Annotated in this window: 16 protein-coding genes and 1 other annotated feature; of the genes, 10 read left to right on the forward strand and 6 right to left on the reverse strand. The window is 42.1% G+C overall.

From position 1 onward, the window contains the following. The first annotated feature begins 72 nt into the window (after positions 1–72). A complete protein-coding gene (locus tag N4627_RS00535; RefSeq protein ID WP_003716204.1) occupies positions 73–954 on the forward strand; it encodes an AzlC family ABC transporter permease in 882 nt (293 codons plus the stop codon). A 14-nt stretch (positions 955–968) separates the two neighbouring features. Next, the gene (locus N4627_RS00540; protein WP_003716203.1) at positions 969–1,328 is read left to right on the forward strand and encodes an AzlD domain-containing protein; all 360 of its coding nucleotides are present in this window, start codon (positions 969–971) and stop codon (positions 1,326–1,328) included. Positions 1,329–1,409: 81 nt separating this feature from the next. Here the strand turns inward: N4627_RS00540 and pyrE are convergent, their stop codons facing one another. Together pyrE and N4627_RS00550 are read right to left on the reverse strand one after the other, a co-directional pair. Continuing rightward, positions 1,410–2,060 (reverse strand): orotate phosphoribosyltransferase, encoded by a 651-nt coding sequence (pyrE, locus tag N4627_RS00545; RefSeq protein ID WP_003716202.1) that lies wholly within the window; start codon positions 2,058–2,060, stop codon positions 1,410–1,412. Between the two features lie 244 nt (positions 2,061–2,304). Next, positions 2,305–3,360 (reverse strand): AI-2E family transporter, encoded by a 1,056-nt coding sequence (locus N4627_RS00550; RefSeq protein ID WP_098045136.1) that lies wholly within the window; start codon positions 3,358–3,360, stop codon positions 2,305–2,307. A 137-nt stretch (positions 3,361–3,497) separates the two neighbouring features. Between N4627_RS00550 and N4627_RS00555 the strand changes: the two genes are divergently transcribed. The 4 genes from N4627_RS00555 to purB all read left to right on the forward strand — a co-directional run bounded on the left by N4627_RS00555 (position 3,498) and on the right by purB (position 8,044). Next, positions 3,498–4,670 carry an SAM-dependent methyltransferase gene (locus tag N4627_RS00555; RefSeq protein ID WP_098045135.1) on the forward strand — a complete coding sequence of 391 codons (1,173 nt, stop codon included), beginning with the start codon at positions 3,498–3,500 and terminating at the stop codon, positions 4,668–4,670. A gap of 418 nt (positions 4,671–5,088) precedes the next feature. Then, on the forward strand, positions 5,089–5,574 hold the full coding sequence (purE, locus tag N4627_RS00560; protein WP_003716199.1) for a 5-(carboxyamino)imidazole ribonucleotide mutase: 486 nt from the start codon (positions 5,089–5,091) through the stop codon (positions 5,572–5,574). Between the two features lies 1 nt (position 5,575). Next, positions 5,576–6,691 carry a 5-(carboxyamino)imidazole ribonucleotide synthase gene (gene purK / locus N4627_RS00565; protein WP_260964809.1) on the forward strand — a complete coding sequence of 372 codons (1,116 nt, stop codon included), beginning with the start codon at positions 5,576–5,578 and terminating at the stop codon, positions 6,689–6,691. Between the two features lie 57 nt (positions 6,692–6,748). Then, a complete protein-coding gene (gene purB / locus N4627_RS00570; protein ID WP_098045133.1) occupies positions 6,749–8,044 on the forward strand; it encodes an adenylosuccinate lyase in 1,296 nt (431 codons plus the stop codon). 65 nt (positions 8,045–8,109) lie between these two features. On the opposite strand, the gene N4627_RS00575 is transcribed toward purB, so the two are convergent. After that, positions 8,110–8,862 (reverse strand): NADPH-dependent oxidoreductase, encoded by a 753-nt coding sequence (locus tag N4627_RS00575; protein WP_003716196.1) that lies wholly within the window; start codon positions 8,860–8,862, stop codon positions 8,110–8,112. A 69-nt stretch (positions 8,863–8,931) separates the two neighbouring features. Here N4627_RS00575 and N4627_RS00580 point away from each other — a divergent pair, with 69 nt between their 5' ends. Then, on the forward strand, positions 8,932–9,678 hold the full coding sequence (locus N4627_RS00580) for an alpha/beta hydrolase (RefSeq protein ID WP_098045132.1): 747 nt from the start codon (positions 8,932–8,934) through the stop codon (positions 9,676–9,678). Positions 9,679–9,700: 22 nt separating this feature from the next. On the opposite strand, the gene N4627_RS00585 is transcribed toward N4627_RS00580, so the two are convergent. From N4627_RS00585 to N4627_RS00595, 3 genes are read right to left on the reverse strand one after another with little or no spacing between them, the layout of a single operon-like run. Further along, positions 9,701–10,942, reverse strand: coding sequence for a homoserine dehydrogenase (locus N4627_RS00585; protein WP_124031956.1), 1,242 nt, complete (start codon positions 10,940–10,942; stop codon positions 9,701–9,703). A gap of 21 nt (positions 10,943–10,963) precedes the next feature. Further along, the gene (locus tag N4627_RS00590; RefSeq protein WP_260964810.1) at positions 10,964–12,253 is read right to left on the reverse strand and encodes an O-acetylhomoserine aminocarboxypropyltransferase/cysteine synthase family protein; all 1,290 of its coding nucleotides are present in this window, start codon (positions 12,251–12,253) and stop codon (positions 10,964–10,966) included. After that, entirely contained in the window at positions 12,250–13,122 is an 873-nt protein-coding gene (locus N4627_RS00595; protein WP_003716192.1) for a homoserine O-acetyltransferase/O-succinyltransferase family protein, read from the reverse strand. The genes N4627_RS00590 and N4627_RS00595 overlap by 4 nt, the downstream gene beginning before the upstream one ends. An 85-nt stretch (positions 13,123–13,207) precedes the next feature. Further along, positions 13,208–13,457, reverse strand: a binding site (T-box leader). 316 nt (positions 13,458–13,773) lie between these two features. Here N4627_RS00595 and purC point away from each other — a divergent pair. The 3 genes from purC to purQ are packed head-to-tail and all read left to right on the forward strand — an operon-like array spanning position 13,774 to position 15,423. Next, on the forward strand, positions 13,774–14,493 hold the full coding sequence (gene purC / locus N4627_RS00600) for a phosphoribosylaminoimidazolesuccinocarboxamide synthase (RefSeq protein ID WP_003716191.1): 720 nt from the start codon (positions 13,774–13,776) through the stop codon (positions 14,491–14,493). Beyond that, positions 14,494–14,742 carry a phosphoribosylformylglycinamidine synthase subunit PurS gene (gene purS / locus N4627_RS00605; protein ID WP_003716190.1) on the forward strand — a complete coding sequence of 83 codons (249 nt, stop codon included), beginning with the start codon at positions 14,494–14,496 and terminating at the stop codon, positions 14,740–14,742. It begins immediately after the preceding gene. Next, entirely contained in the window at positions 14,743–15,423 is a 681-nt protein-coding gene (gene purQ, locus N4627_RS00610; protein WP_003716189.1) for a phosphoribosylformylglycinamidine synthase subunit PurQ, read from the forward strand. It begins immediately after the preceding gene.

Below are 15,423 nucleotides of genomic sequence, written 5' to 3' on the forward strand. Positions count from 1 at the left end.
TGTTAAACTGAAGATTGGTTGTATTAACTCTCGCTGTAGAGTCAATTAACACATTTTATTGGAGGAAATTCTGTGGCTAAAGCGCAACAAATTAATCCCGAAAAAGCACGCTGGCTAGAAGTCTTAGGCATTGCAATGCCGCTCTGCTTGAGTTATGTCCCGATTGGGGTAGCTTGTGGTATCTTATTGCACGCTGCGGGCTTTAACTTTATCATGACGTTGATCGTTTCGATCGTGGTCTTTTCCGGTGGTGCCCAGTTTATTTTGGCATCGCTGTTAACGATCCATGCACCGTTAACTTCGATCTTCGTGACTCTTTTCTTTCTTGAATTACGGTATGCTTTACTCGGCTCAAGTCTTTCAAAATATATCAAATCCGAATCGCAGCACTTTATTTGGCTATTTGCTGTGTCAATGAACGACGAAAACTATGCCGTTAACTATTTAAAATTTGCAACTGATAAAAAATGGAAACCGAAAGATGCATTACTGGTTGAACACTATTCATTGCTTTCTTGGTCGGTATCGAACATGGTTGGGGGCTTAATTGGAAGTACGATTTCAATTAACCTTGAGGTGGTTGACTTTGCACTGACCGCACTCTTTATTTACATGATTGTGATGCAAATGCGAAGTCACCTAACTCTTATTATTTGCTTGCTTTCAGCAGTGCTTGCTGTTTTCTTCATGGTAATTACGCACAGCATTATTGGTGTCGTAATTGCTACCCTGATTGCATCATTCATTGGTTTCTTGATCGAAAATGCTGTTCGGAAGCATTCAAAGAAGCCTGATGACAATTGGTTCCTTTCTAAATTATTCCGGCCGCGGGCTACCCGAATTACGGTTGAGGATCAAGAGGCTGAAGAAAAACAGGTTCTTGAAGAAAAGAAAGAGCAGGCAAAGGAACGGTCGACTAATTCACAGTCACCTGAATCAAGTCAGCATGATTAATTGGAGACAGTAATATGGAGTTTTTAGTATCTCGAATCGGTAGTAATCAAATTCTTTACCATATCGTCGTAATTATCTTTGCGGCATTTGCGGCATTCATTCCACGATATTTTCCGATCCATTTCTTCTCCTCAAGGAAGATTCCTGAGTGGTTTAATGAGTGGATGAAATATGTGCCAATCAGTTTGTTTACGGCACTGGTAATCAAAAATATCTTTATCACCACTAAGGGCTATCATTTTGTCCCTTATGGTCATCCGGACCAGATTTTTGCTGCGTTGATCGTCATGGTGATTGCTTACTTTACCCGTTCAATGTCTATTTCAGTCATTGCTGGGCTAGTTGGCGTTTGGCTTCTAAATATGGTTTTATAAATTTGAATAACAAAAGAGATTGAGAAAAGATGTTTTGCTTTACTCAATCTCTTTTGTTATTTCAAGGAGTTATGGATTATATTAGATTGCTTGTAATTGTTGGTTGTTACTCCACTTCATTGGGTCTTCACGCCATTGTTGAAGTGACTTCAAGTGGTCGGCGCTGATTAAACCAGTTTCTTTAGCAAGGTTGATTAAAGTGGTGTAATTAGTTACTGAGAAGTATTGAAGGTCGTTAGCTAAGAAGTTTTGTTCAGCAGCTTGTAATTGGTAGGTGAAGATGGAAACAACACCGATTACTTCAGCACCTTCATTTTCAACGGCGTGAACGGCATTCAAAACACTACCACCAGTGGAGATTAAGTCATCGATAACAACAACTTTTTCACCTTCATGAAGAACCCCTTCAACTTGCTTTCCTTCGCCGTGGTCCTTTGGCTTGGTGCGAACGTAAACCATTGGCAGACCCATTTCTTGTGCAACCCCGGTAGCGTGAGGAATTCCTGCGGTTGCGGTTCCGGCGATGGCATCAACGTTGCCGAAGTGGAGCTTGATTTGTTCTTCCATACCGTTAACGATTGCCTGACGAACAGCTGGGTATGAAATGGTAAGACGGTTATCAGTGTAAATTGGTGCCTTCATTCCGCTAGCCCAGGTGAATGGCTTTTCTGGGCTAAGAGTAACAGCATTGATGTCTAAAAGTGCTTTAGCGACGCGTTGTGAGTATGTCATAAATATTTCCTCCTAGGTGAATCAAAAAAGTAGCTTATTCCAAAATACCTAGTTGAAATAATTGACGTTGGTTCGTGCTGCCTGCCCATTACATAAAAAGAAAACCCTTCTAGTAATGGACTAGAAAGGTAGATCGAATACTTATGACGTTCAATTAAATCCTTCCTAGCCTCTCTGGACTAAGTTAAAGGTATTTCATTGCTCACTATAATAGTCGGCTGAACATTAAATGTCAAGAGAAAAATTAACTTTCATTTTTTTCTTGATGATGCACTCTAAGCGAATGTGGTTTTTTCTTGATTGACTTAACACCGAGAATGTCTAACAGGAAGGTGAAAATTGGGACCCCAACGATTAATCCCCATGTACCAAAGAAGTGCTCAGCAACCAGGAGGACGATGAAAGTGTAAAAGATTGGCAATTCTGTTTTGCTGGCCATGAATTTAGGGTTTAAAACATATGCTTCCAAAGCGTGGATTACACAAATCATAATAATGATATAGATAACATCCCGAATTCCCCCGACAGAGTATGCAACCATTGAAAGAGGGATTAGCGAGATGATAACACCAGCGACTGGAACCAAGCTGAAAATAAAGACCATTAACGCAAGAGCAAAAATTTGTGGCATGTGCATGAATGCAAGGCAGATTGAAGTAATTACTGTATTGCAGATGGCGATGAAGAACTGGGCTTCCAGGACAACGCCAAAGGTATTTACAAATTTTTTGCCAAAGTAGTCAATATCGCTGAAGAACCAGCCAAAGTCACTATCAAGAAATGTTCGGGAAAATGCATTCATTTGCTTCAGCTCAAGGGTGTAAAAGAAGCTGAGAATAAATGACAATAGGAAGGTAATTGTCATTGTGCCAATACTGGTTAATGTACTTACGGCGAGAGTAACCCCGTGCTTCATCTGGGACATGATCGTTCCCCAGCTAATGTAGTGGTTAACGTAGTGCATGATCTCGATTGCCTGCCGGGAGCTGTAGAATTTGATTACGGAGTTAACCATTTTAATAACTTGGTTAACCAGAACTGGCAGATAGCGGGTAACCCCAAAGTAAATTGCCACGATTAATGCAATGTACGTAACAACCACGGTAAGTTTTATTGATATTTTGGGAACGTGTCGTTGAAGCCAACGAACCCAACTAACAACGATAAACGTTAGGATAAACGTAAACAGGATCAAGTTCATCATCGGGCGAAGAAGCCATAGAATAAAGATAATTAGGGCTAAGACCACGAACCGACGTAACTTGACGTTGGCAATAAATCGGTGCCAAGCATCAGTCATTGTATCTCCTCCTCTGTTTTATGCATCAATTATCCTAATCTTAGCAAATAATTAAGGGCATGAACAATAATATCGCTGTATTTTGCTGCGGAGTGTTATAATAATCTCATACTTTTTTGAAAGAGGGATTCGTAGAAATGTTAGAAAAGACGTTCTATAAGTCACTATTAAGCCGCTCATTTAATATTCCGGTTAAGGTTGTTTACTGGGATGGCAAGAGTGCGGTTTATGGTGATGGTGAACCAGAAGTAACTATTACTTTTAAGGAAAAGATTCCTATTCGTGATGTTACGAAGAACGCCTCTATTGCCCTTGGGGAAGCCTACATGGACGGCAAGATCGAAATTGATGGTAGTATTCAAAAATTAATTACCGCTGCGTATGAAAGTGTCGGTAGTTTTATGCGGAATTCTAAATTTCGGCGGTTCTTACCAAAGCAGGGACACTCTGAAAAGGAAAGTGAAAGCGATGTTCAGAGCCACTACGATGTTGGTAACGACTTCTATAAACTATGGCTTGATGATACGTTGACTTATTCCTGCGCTTATTTTGATCATGGTAACCGTGATGATTTGACTAAGGCACAAATTGACAAGGTTCACCATATTTTGAAGAAGCTCGATCCAAAGCCAGGGAAGACTTTACTAGATATTGGTTGCGGTTGGGGAACCTTAATGCTTACCGCTGCCAAGGAATATGGCTTGCGAGTCACTGGGGTAACCCTGAGTGAAGAACAGTTCAACCTTGTTCAAAAACGGATTAAGGATGAAGGACTAGAGGATGTTGCGGAAGTTCTCCTGATCGACTACCGTGAGCTTGGTGACCGGAAGTGGGATTACATTACATCAGTTGGGATGTTTGAACACGTTGGTAAAGAAAATCTTGGTCTTTACTTTAAGGATATTTACAAGTACCTCACTAATGATGGTGTTGCTTTGATCCACGGAATTACTCGTCAACAGGGCGGTGCCTACAACGGCTGGATTAATAAGTATATTTTCCCAGGTGGCTATATCCCTGGATTGCAAGAGATGGTTGGGCACATCGTTGAAAATAACATGCAAATTGCTGACATTGAGATGCTTCGTCGTCACTATCAACGAACCCTAGAAATTTGGGACATGAACTTTAATGCTCATCGTTCCCAAATCGAAGACATGATGGGCGACCGCTTTACCCGGATGTGGGATCTCTATCTCCAAGCCTGTGCTGCTTCTTTCGAATCCGGTAATATTGATGTTATTCAATACCTTATTACTAAAGGTGCTTCCGGTAAGAATCTTCCAATGACGAGGGATTATATATACTAGAGTGTGAGCCAGCAAAGGACTTACGGAAAGTTAGCAATTTCTCCCGACGAAGGCGACTAGCGCCTAGGAGGGAGGTTGCTAACTCTAGTAAGTCCCTGGCGAACACGTTTTGACCGTGTTGCCTAGAACGCTCAAGGGAAATTAGGCTGAGCGCGTCTTAGCTATGTAGTCTAGATAGCTAGGCGGAAGTTGCGGTCACGGCGAGCAGATCTTGGCTACGCTGCAGTAGAAGTTAGCTCAAGCTAGCGCATACTAACTAAAATAATCTGGCAAAGAACGTTAATATTCTTTACCAGATTATTTTTTACCCCCTATATACACGAACTATTAATCTTTAAAATAATATTTAGTTCGTAAAATGGTTGTATTTAACACAACTATTTGGTATCCTTAAAGCAGTTTTTAAGGAGGTCCAATTATGAGTGCGATCAGTGTTGTAATGGGTAGTAAATCAGACTGGCCAACTGTTAAGGAAGGCTGCAAGATCCTTGATCAGTTTGGCGTAGACTATGAAAAGAATGTTATTTCCGCTCACCGGATGCCAAACGAAATGTTCGCGTTTGCTCAAAATGCTGTGGAAAAGGGAACGAAAGTAATCATTGCCTGTGCGGGTGGTGCCGCCCATTTGCCAGGAATGATTGCAGCAAATACTCCGTTACCGGTAATCGGGATTCCAGGTCAAACAAAAGCGCTTGGCGGAATGGATTCACTTTTATCCATCGTTCAAATGCCAGCGGGAATTCCAGTTGCTACTCAAGCAATTGGGGTAGCAGGAGCGAAGAATGCGGCCTTATTAGCACTCCAAATCCTTGGAATTAATGATCCAGCAATTCAACAACAGATTCTTGATTACCGGAAGCAAATGCATGATCAATCAGTAGAAAGCGGTGCTCACCTTGACTAGGATGATTCAACAGGGACAAACGATTGGTATTATTGGTGGCGGTCAGTTGGGTCAAATGATGGCCTTGGATGCTAAGTATACGGGGATGAAGGTGATTGTACTTGATCCCACCCCCGCTTGTCCGGCTGGTCAGGTTGCTGATGAACAGATAGTTGCGGAATATGCAGATGTAAAGGCAATTGAAGAACTAGCTCGCCGGTCAGATGTTTTAACCTACGAATTTGAAAATGTCGACCTGAATGCCTTACGGGACGTTGCTGATCGGGTTTACATTCCCCAAGGAACCAATTTGCTATACACCACTAAAAACCGGATCCGTGAGAAGAGCTTTTTACGCGATGCGGGATTAAAGACTGCTCCGTTTATGGCAGTGAAGAATCGTGATGATCTTGAACAAGCTATTAAGAAAATTGGTTACCCAGCGGTTTTGAAGACTTGTGAAGGCGGCTATGATGGTCATGGTCAAGAAGTTTTGCTAAGTGATGATGATCTCGAAAAATGTGCAGGAATCCTTTCAACGAAAGATGCAATTCTTGAAGGGTGGGTACCATTTAAGCTGGAATGCTCAGTAATGGTTGGTCGAAACGAAAATGGAGAAGTAACTGTTTTCCCCGTTTCTGAAAATATCCACCATGATGAGATTTTGCATTTGAGTATCGTTCCCGCGCGAATTAGTGCTGAGCTGCAAGAAAAAGCACAAAAGATGGCGGTTCAGATTGCTCATGCGATTGATTTACGTGGAATCTTAGGCGTCGAAATGTTTGTCGGTAATGACGGTGAGATTTACATTAATGAACTAGCCCCACGACCACATAATTCAGGCCACTACTCGATTGAAGCTTGCAACTTTTCCCAGTTTGCAATTCATAATCGGGCAATCTGCAATTGGCCATTGCCAAAGATTGAATTACTTCATCATGTCGTGATGGTCAATGTCCTTGGCCAACACGTTGCGGGAGTTCGCGATGAGATTGCTAAGAAGCCGAACTGGCATTTTCATGATTACGGAAAGGCTGAAATTCGTCATAACCGAAAGATGGGCCATGTTACAATTTTGACTGGTGATTTTGCTAAGACATTGAAAGAGATTGACGATACACATATTTGGGATAAATAATTCCCAGAACATGGTATATTGTTACTGAGAGAAATAATTAGAGAGGATTTTTAACTAATGATTGATCGTTATACTAGTCCAGAAATGGCGAAAATTTGGAGCTTGAAAACCCAATACCAATGTTGGTTAGAAGTTGAAATTGCCGCAGATGAAGCTTGGAGTAAGCTTGGTCACATCCCAGCTGAAGATGTGGAAAAAATTCGCAAAAACGCAAAATTTTCCGTTGACGGAATCGCTGAAATTGAAGCGGTTACCCACCATGATGTGATTGCTTTTACCCGTGACGTTTCAAAGTCGCTTGGACCTGAGCGGAAGTGGGTTCACTACGGGATGACCAGTACTGACGTTGTTGATACTGCTCAGGGTCTTCGCCTGAAGAAAGCTAACGATATCATTCGGAAGGATATTGACGACTTTATGGCAGTCCTAAAGAAGATGGCTGAGAAGTATAAGTACACTGTCTGCATGGGACGGACCCATGGTGTTCATGCGGAACCAACGACTTTTGGCTTAAAAGCTGCCCGTTGGTATTCTGAAATGAAACGGAACAAGGAACGGTTTGAACATGCGGCTCGTGGTGTTGAAGCAGGGAAGATTTCTGGTGCTGTAGGAACATTTGCTGAAATTGATCCTTTCGTGGAAAAGTATGTTTGTGAACGACTCGGATTGCGGGCTCAAGAAATTTCAACCCAGATTCTTCCTCGTGATCTTCATGCAGAATACATTTTCGCAATTGCGTTAATGGGGACTAGCTTGGAAAATATGGCAACTGAAATTCGGTCACTGCAACGGACTGAAATTCATGAAGTTGAAGAACACTTTGCTAAGGGACAAAAAGGGTCATCCGCAATGCCTCATAAGCGGAATCCAATTGGTTCAGAAAACATCTGTGGCTGTGCTCGTGTCCTTCGCGGAAACGTTGTAACGGCGATGGAAGATGTCACTCTTTGGCATGAACGGGACATTTCTCACTCCAGTGCTGAGCGGATGATTTTACCAGATTCTACTTCCTTAATTGATTACATGCTTCGTCGCTTTGGTCGCATCTTAGATAATTTAGATGTCTTCCCAGAAACAATGAAGAAGAACATGGATAAGACCCTTGGCTTGATTTACAGTGGTCGGGTTCTTTTGAAGTTAGTTAACAGTGGGATGACCCGTGAAGCGGCATATGATTTGATTCAACCATATACTGCAAAGTGCTGGGCAGAACAAATTCCGTTCCGGCCATTGCTTGAGGCTGACCCAACAGTTCAAAAGCAACTTTCAAAAGAAGATCTTGACGATGCCTTTGACTATCACTGGCACCTCCGTCACGTTGACGATATCTTTAAGCGGGTTGGCTTGGATTAATTTGATTAATGAAAAACAGGTTTCGATATTGCTGAACATCGAAACCTGTTTAGTAGTTTAAAATATTAATTTAAGGCTAATCCCTGATCATGCAATGCTTGAAGCAGTTTGTCCCGACTAGATTCGTGCTGGTTTAATTTTGGCCCATTGATTTGATTGGTGAATGAATCAATGCGCTTATTAGCATCCCGGAGATCGTAGTAGGTGGTAACTGTTTGGTCGTAATTTTTAAGCTCACTGATGTTAAAATTACGCGGATAATTATTATCAAAGGTTATTTGATCAAGGGGTAACCGAGGCTTTAACTGTGGTTCTTGGTCGGGAATCCCAACTTGGAGGCCAAGAATAGGGAAGGTCATTTTAGGCAGGTCGAGTACCTGAATTAGCTTTTCGGGATCGTTCTTGATTGACCCGAGAACGACGCCGCCAAGTCCCATGCTTTCGATTGCTGTTAAAGCATTTTGCAAGGCTAAAATTGCGTCCTCCGCAGCTTGCATAAAAATATCCGTAGTGTGGAGACGACCGTCATCATTACCGAGTTGGTGCCGAATTTGTTGGTTCCGGTATAGATCGGCAATGAAAATAAAGAGATCGCCATTAGCGCCAACATACGATTGTTTTGAAATTTCACGGACCGCAGCCCGCTTTTTCGGATCGGTTAAGTGTAGGATGCTGAATTGCTGAAGAAACATGCTTGATGAAGTGTGACGGGCCGCTTCATACAAGGTTGTTAGCTGTTCGGCAGTTAATGATTGATCCTTAAACTGCCGAATTGAACGGTGATTAACCTGGTGGTCTGTCGTAAAGTTATGAATCATTTTAAAGCACCTCCTACCCTATTATAGTAAAATGACAGAATAGAAGACAAAGTAAAAGGAGTCAGTAAAATGGATGTGACTGTAAAACGCGACGGCCTCACTCTTCGGGGAGTTTTAGAGGGAACGGAACAATTACAAAATAAGCGAGTAGCGATTTTGATGCACGGCTTTCAAGGCGATCGGGGTTATAAAGCAGGCAATTTTTTGTACGACTTGTCTCATGAATTGAATCAAGCAGGAATTCCGACGCTGCGGTTTGATTTTGCTGGTTGTGGTCAAAGTGATGGTTCCTTTACCGATATGACCGTACTGAGCGAAATTAGCGATGGAATGAAAATAATTGATTTTGCGCGTTCAGAAATGAAAACCCAACAAATATACCTGATTGGTCATTCTCAAGGCGGTGTAGTAGCTTCGATGTTGGCGGCTTATTATCGGGATGTTATTACGAAGGAAGTGCTTCTCGCTCCTGCCGCAACATTAAAGGATGATGCGTTACTTGGAACCTGTCAGGGAACTAAATACGATCCTAACCATATCCCGTTAACGGTTGATGTTCATGGTGAAGCAGTGAGCGGCGAGTACTTCCGAACAGCTCAGTTGCTACCAATCTATGAAACCGCCCAACACTTCATGGGACCAGCGCTATTGATTCACGGTCTTGCGGATACGGTAGTTTCACCCGAAGCTTCCAAAAAATATAATGTTATTCTGCCAAAGAGTGAGTTGCACCTTATTGAGGGAGAAGGACACAGATTTATGGGTAAAGATAAACCAGCGATCCTTAAACTTGTGACAAACTTTCTTCAGGAGTAAGGGCCATAAAACGATTCTTAGTTTACAGTTTAGCGGTGTTATAGACTGGTAAATAGCTAACTGCTGAACTCTTGGGGAAGCTTTTGAGTAGTGACTCTAATTCTTGATGAGAAATGACTGGTGTAAGGCCACTCCAGTAGTTATTGCCACTAAATTCTCCTTGCCAGTTAACCGTACTATTCGGCTTAGCAGAAGTCCCGTAAGTGGTAACCAGATATGATTGGGGAACGGTGGTCAAACTACAGGGTTCTAATTCGTTGTGATAATTATTAAATTCGCTCCCGCAATCATAGTCTAAAATGTCGTTTGCTGCAGCGGCAAGATCACTCAAAATACTATTAGCGGTAGGTTTGGCACCAGCACCAGGCCCAGTATAAACACTTGAACCAAGAGCATTGCTTTCGACCGCAACTGCATTTTGAACGCCATCAACTTGGGCGAGCGGATCGTTATGCGCAATCAATGCGGGGCCAACGAAAGTGTAAAGCTTGTTGGCTAGTCGTTTAGCGATTGCTAGTAGCTTAATTGTGTAACCAAAATGGTTTGCGCTAGCTAATTGGGCTGCAGTAATGTTCTCGATACCACGGATACCAAGTTTATTGGGATCCAGTGCTTTTCCAAATGCAAACTGGCTAAGAATACTAAGCTTGTTGGCAGTATCAATCCCTTTGACATCATTAGTCGGGTTTGCTTCCGCGTAGCCTTTTTTCTGGGCATTCATTAACGCTTTATCGTAACTAACATTATTGCTGGTCATTGCCGACAGAATATAATTAGCAGTTCCATTAATGATCCCGGTGATTTGGCTAATCTGGTCTGTTGCAAGACTGCTGCTTAGTACCCGGAGAATCGGGATCCCACCAGCAACGCTCGCTTCATAGAGGAAATCAACGTGACGGCTTTTAGCAAGCTGGGCAAGGCGCGGGCCATCGATTGCCAAGAGATCCTTGTTGGCAGTGATTACGGATTTGTGGTTGTAAATTGCCTGAGTAATTGCCTGACGAGCAAGGTTGATAGTCCCCATTGTTTCAACGATTACTTGAATTTCCGGATCGTTAAGGACTTCATCAAGTTGATCGGTAAGAATTGTATCATCAGGAAGGGTTACATTTCGTGGCTTATCTAGGTGGGCAACCGCTACTCGCTTAAGGACGAAGTGAACGTTGGTGGTTTGCTCGATTTTAGCAGCGTGTTCTTGTAATAGCTTCACAACTCCTCCGCCAACGGTTCCCAGACCGAGAAGACCAATCGTAATTGTCTGCATAACAGGGCCTCCTTTGCTTGGCTAAATCTTTGCTAGTGCTTGGTCAAGATCCGCAATTAGGTCATCCGCGTTCTCAATTCCCACAGAAACCCGAATGAGATCGGGAGTCGCACCAGCGGCCTTTAATTCTTCGGGACTTAACTGGGCATGGGTTGTTGAAGCTGGATGAATAATCAGCGACTTGGCATCGGCAACGTTTGCTAATAATGAGAAGAGCTTGAGGTTGCTGATAAGCTCCTTGCCTGCTTCTTCGCCGCCCTTGAGACCAAGGGTGAAAATTGAACCGACACCGTGAGGGAAGTACTCATTTGCTAATGGCTTATATGGACTATCTGCTAATTCTGGGTAGTTGATCCAAGCGACTTTTGGATGATCGTTAAGGAACTTAACAATTTTTCTGGTGTTAGCAACGTGACGTTCAACCCGGAGTGAGAGTGATTCAAGTCCTTGAAGAAGAAGGAATGAGTTAAATGGACTAATGGTAGCACCAAGGTCACGAGCGGTTTCTGCCCGAACTTTAGTAGTAAACGCAGCGGGTGCTAGATCGGCAAACACAAGGCCATCATATTGACTATTAGGAGTGGTGAAGCCAGGATAGCGACCACTAGCCTTATAATCGAACTTCCCGTTTTCTACAATGACACCACCCATCGTTGTTCCGTGACCGCCAATGAATTTAGTTGCTGAGTGAACGATAACATCGGCACCGAGGTCGAGCGGTTTAACGAGGTAGGGGGTGCCAAAAGTGTTGTCAACAATAAAGAGGATCCCGTGCTTATGAGCGATTTTGGCAATCGCCTTAAAGTCAACTAGGTTAATTCCAGGATTCCCAATACTTTCGACATAAAGAGCTTTAGTATGCTCGTTGATCTGTTTTTCAAAGTTTGCGGGATTATCAGGGTCGACAAAATGAGTTTTGATTCCTAGTTTAGGAAGGGTAACGGCAAACAGGTCATAAGTTCCACCGTAAATTGTACTTGCGGAGACGATTTCATCACCTTCTTGAGCGATATTTAAGATTGCCGCGGTGATGGCAGCCGAACCAGTCGCAAGGGTAATTCCGGCAGTGCCGTGTTCCAGAGCTGCGACCCGCTTATCAACGACTTCGGTAGTTGGGTTGGTTAGGCGGGTATAGATATTGCCGGGTTCTTTTAAGGAGAAGCGGTCAGCGGCTTGTTTAGCGTCTTTGAAAACGTAAGAAGTTGTTTGGTAGATTGGTACCGCGCGAGCACCAGTTTCGTCTACGGTTTGACCAGCGTGAACTTGGAGGGTTTCAAAATGGTATTTTGGTGATTGTTCTTGATTACTCATACTAATGTACCTACTTTCTGTTGTGTGAATGTGTTTAACCAATTTTGATAGATTTGTGTACTTGATTTTCGCCATGAATATTTAATCTCACCGGTATTCCGGTTAGAAAAGTAATTACGCGGTTCCTGAATAGGCAGCCGCTTTTTTAGATCGCGGTAATATTCCTGCGCAAGCGTATCTGCTTCATATTCCGGGTGGCCTGTAATGTAAGTGCGGTGTTTGCCAGGGGAGTGATAGATTAAGGGACCAATTTCATTATTTTCAGCGACAATTTGCAAATCATCGGGAAGGTTCTCTGGATCAACACTAGGATTGGAGTGGCGTGATTGGGGAATGACTAATTGCTGGTTAGTAAAATGCTTTGCTAATTGGTTACACTTATTGATTCCTGTTGCTTGATAGATTCCAAAAATTTTTTGCGACAACTGGTGCTTATTAATTTGATAGTCGTTATAGAGACCGCCAAGAGCAGCCCAACACTCTAACAAACTTTGCTTGGTATGACGCTCTGCCCAGTCACAGATTGTGCGAAATTCTTCCCAATAATCAACCTGCTGAAAAGCAAGCTGTTCAACGGGAGCACCAGTAATGATTAAACCGTCGAACGAGTAATTCTCAATTTCTGCTAAGCTAACGTATGCTTTAGCGATTGTCGAGAAGGAAACATTTTTGAAATGGTGAGTTGCTGGATAAAGAAAAGTAAGTTCAACATCTTGAGTTAATTGATTGAAGCTTTCAAGAAATTGGCGTTCAGTTATCTCTTTGGTTGGCATTAGGTTAACCACCACGATTGATACTGGATTGTTAAGATAATGATTTTGCCACTGACCGCTACTGAGTAAAAAACCATTTTTTGCGTTTGCTGTCATTACTGATTCTCCTTTCCTGGATGATGTGATTAAGGAAGATTAGATTTTAATAAAAAAAGCTTCCATCCCAGTCGTTCAAATAGAACTATGGGACGAAAGCTTTCGCGGTACCACCCTGAGTTTATTGTTACCTTACAATAACAACCTCGTTAAGTACTCATTATAAGATATGAATACTCCGCAATGTAACGGTTGCTATCCGTCTAGCCTAGCCGGGATGACCAGGTTAGATGACTCAGAGCTCATCTTCATACCGTTGTCGAATATCCTCTTTCACCAAATAAGGACTCTCTGCAGAAACGACGAGGTACTACTCTTCTCTTCAAAGTCTAATCATAATTTAATTTTTTATTAGTTTAATATTAATTTTTGAAAAGTCAATAATTATCTTGAGAAATTAAAAATATTTATTTGGGGATAGTTAACGATGGGTTGAAAGACAAATTAGGTTAATTTTATAAGAATTACGGGTTCTAGGAGTGAAAATTAGTGTAAAACGCGAACTATTATAAAGAAAGTATAGATAAAGTTAGTGAATTGTATTGACAATTACTTATGACTGAGAGTATATTAATGACAGAATTTAACGAATGAAATCGTTATTAATTATTTTAATGTTCGTCTTTTATGTAAAAGGAGTCTTAATTAACAATGGAAAAGTTACTTTATACCGGAAAAGCAAAACAGATGTGGCAAACAGACGATCCCGAAGTACTGCGGGTTGTATATATGGACCAAGCAACTGCGCTGAACGGGAAAAAGAAGGAGCACTTTGCTGGAAAGGGTGAAGCTGCTAATGCCATTTCAAGCTTGGTTTTTCAATATTTAATCAAGCACGGGATTGAGACTCACTTCATCAAAAAGTTGTCAGCTAATGAAGATCTAGTTAAGAAATGTACGATGTTTCCGCTAGAATTTGTTACCCGGAATGTGGTTGCGGGACACTTTGCTAGTCGGTATGGGTTGGACGAAGGAAAGAAGCTTCCAGAACCGGTTGAGGAAACTTTTTATAAGAGTGATGAATTAGACGATCCATTTATTAATGAGTCGGCAACGATTGCGTTAGGAATTGCTACCCATGCTGAACTTGAAAAAATGTGGGGCATTTGTCGAGAAGTTAATGGCCTGCTGACACCTCTTTTTGAAAAAGCAGGAATGCAATTAGTTGACTTTAAATTAGAGTTTGGTCGGTTAAGTAATGGTGAAATTATCCTGGCAGATGAATTTTCGCCTGATAATTGCCGGTTATGGGATATTAAGACCGACCAGCACATGGATAAGGATGTTTATCGGCGGAAATTGGCTGACTTAACTCAAACCTATGACCAAGTATTAGCGCGGTTGGAAGACGTTATTGCGGAGGATAAGTAAATGACAAAAGTACGGATTTTCGTTACCTATAAGCAATCAGTTTTTGATCCTCAAGGGGAGACCATTAAAGATGCAATTCATACGCTGGGCCATGACGAAGTGAAAGATGTCCAGGTTGGTAAATTCTTCGATGTAACTGTTGAAGGAACTGGAAAGGCGGTTGAAAAAACAATTGAGGAAATTGCGGATCAACTCTTAGTTAACTTCAATATGGAAACTTATAAGTACCAAGTGATGGAGGAAGATTAAATGAAGATCGCGGTGATTGTTTTTCCTGGTTCTAACTGTGATATTGACCTCTATGAAGCACTCCACTCTATTTGTCATGCTGATGTGGAATATGTTTCGCATCGAGAAAAGAGTTTAGCAGGGTTTGATGCTGTGATGTTGCCAGGTGGCTTTTCCTATGGTGACTACTTAAGAGCGGGGGCAATTGCTCGCTTTACTAATATTATGCCAGCGGTTATCAAGATGGCAGAAGAAGGGAAACCAGTATTTGGAACCTGCAATGGTTTCCAGATTTTAACTGAAGTCGGTCTTCTTCCTGGGGCGTTAAAGCGGAATGATAGTCAAAAGTTCGTCTGCAAGACCGTTCCCCTGGAAGTGGTTAATAATGAAACGATCTTTACTCAACAATATGAAAAGCACGAACGAATCGCTTTGCCAATTGCTCATGCTGACGGAAGCTATTTTGCAGATAAAGAGACACTTGACCGCCTTGAAAAGAATCATCAGGTTGTTTTTCGGTATGCTGAGGAAAACCCAAATGGCAGTCTGCGTAATATTGCGGGGATTACTAATGAACGGGGAAATGTTTTGGGAATGATGCCTCACCCAGAACGGGCTGTTGAAGCACTTCTTGGTAATACTGATGGATTACGGTTATTCAAATCGTTGCTCGCAAATGGAAATGCAAAGGTGGAGGAATAG

This window comes from Limosilactobacillus vaginalis (genome assembly GCF_025311515.1).
In the GTDB taxonomy this organism is placed as follows: Bacteria; Bacillota; Bacilli; order Lactobacillales; family Lactobacillaceae; genus Limosilactobacillus; species Limosilactobacillus vaginalis.

Coding starts and splice junctions, on each gene's coding strand:
- N4627_RS00575 (WP_003716196.1), bottom strand. CDS start 8,862: ATGATTCATAACTTTACGACAGACCACCAGGTTAATCACCGTTCAATT.
- purE (WP_003716199.1), top strand. CDS start 5,089: ATGAGTGCGATCAGTGTTGTAATGGGTAGTAAATCAGACTGGCCAACT.
- N4627_RS00580 (WP_098045132.1), top strand. CDS start 8,932: ATGGATGTGACTGTAAAACGCGACGGCCTCACTCTTCGGGGAGTTTTA.
- purC (WP_003716191.1), top strand. CDS start 13,774: ATGGAAAAGTTACTTTATACCGGAAAAGCAAAACAGATGTGGCAAACA.
- purS (WP_003716190.1), top strand. CDS start 14,494: ATGACAAAAGTACGGATTTTCGTTACCTATAAGCAATCAGTTTTTGAT.
- purK (WP_260964809.1), top strand. CDS start 5,576: ATGATTCAACAGGGACAAACGATTGGTATTATTGGTGGCGGTCAGTTG.
- N4627_RS00585 (WP_124031956.1), bottom strand. CDS start 10,942: ATGCAGACAATTACGATTGGTCTTCTCGGTCTGGGAACCGTTGGCGGA.
- N4627_RS00540 (WP_003716203.1), top strand. CDS start 969: ATGGAGTTTTTAGTATCTCGAATCGGTAGTAATCAAATTCTTTACCAT.
- N4627_RS00550 (WP_098045136.1), bottom strand. CDS start 3,360: ATGACTGATGCTTGGCACCGATTTATTGCCAACGTCAAGTTACGTCGG.
- pyrE (WP_003716202.1), bottom strand. CDS start 2,060: ATGACATACTCACAACGCGTCGCTAAAGCACTTTTAGACATCAATGCT.
- N4627_RS00590 (WP_260964810.1), bottom strand. CDS start 12,253: ATGAGTAATCAAGAACAATCACCAAAATACCATTTTGAAACCCTCCAA.
- N4627_RS00595 (WP_003716192.1), bottom strand. CDS start 13,122: ATGACAGCAAACGCAAAAAATGGTTTTTTACTCAGTAGCGGTCAGTGG.
- purQ (WP_003716189.1), top strand. CDS start 14,743: ATGAAGATCGCGGTGATTGTTTTTCCTGGTTCTAACTGTGATATTGAC.
- purB (WP_098045133.1), top strand. CDS start 6,749: ATGATTGATCGTTATACTAGTCCAGAAATGGCGAAAATTTGGAGCTTG.
- N4627_RS00555 (WP_098045135.1), top strand. CDS start 3,498: ATGTTAGAAAAGACGTTCTATAAGTCACTATTAAGCCGCTCATTTAAT.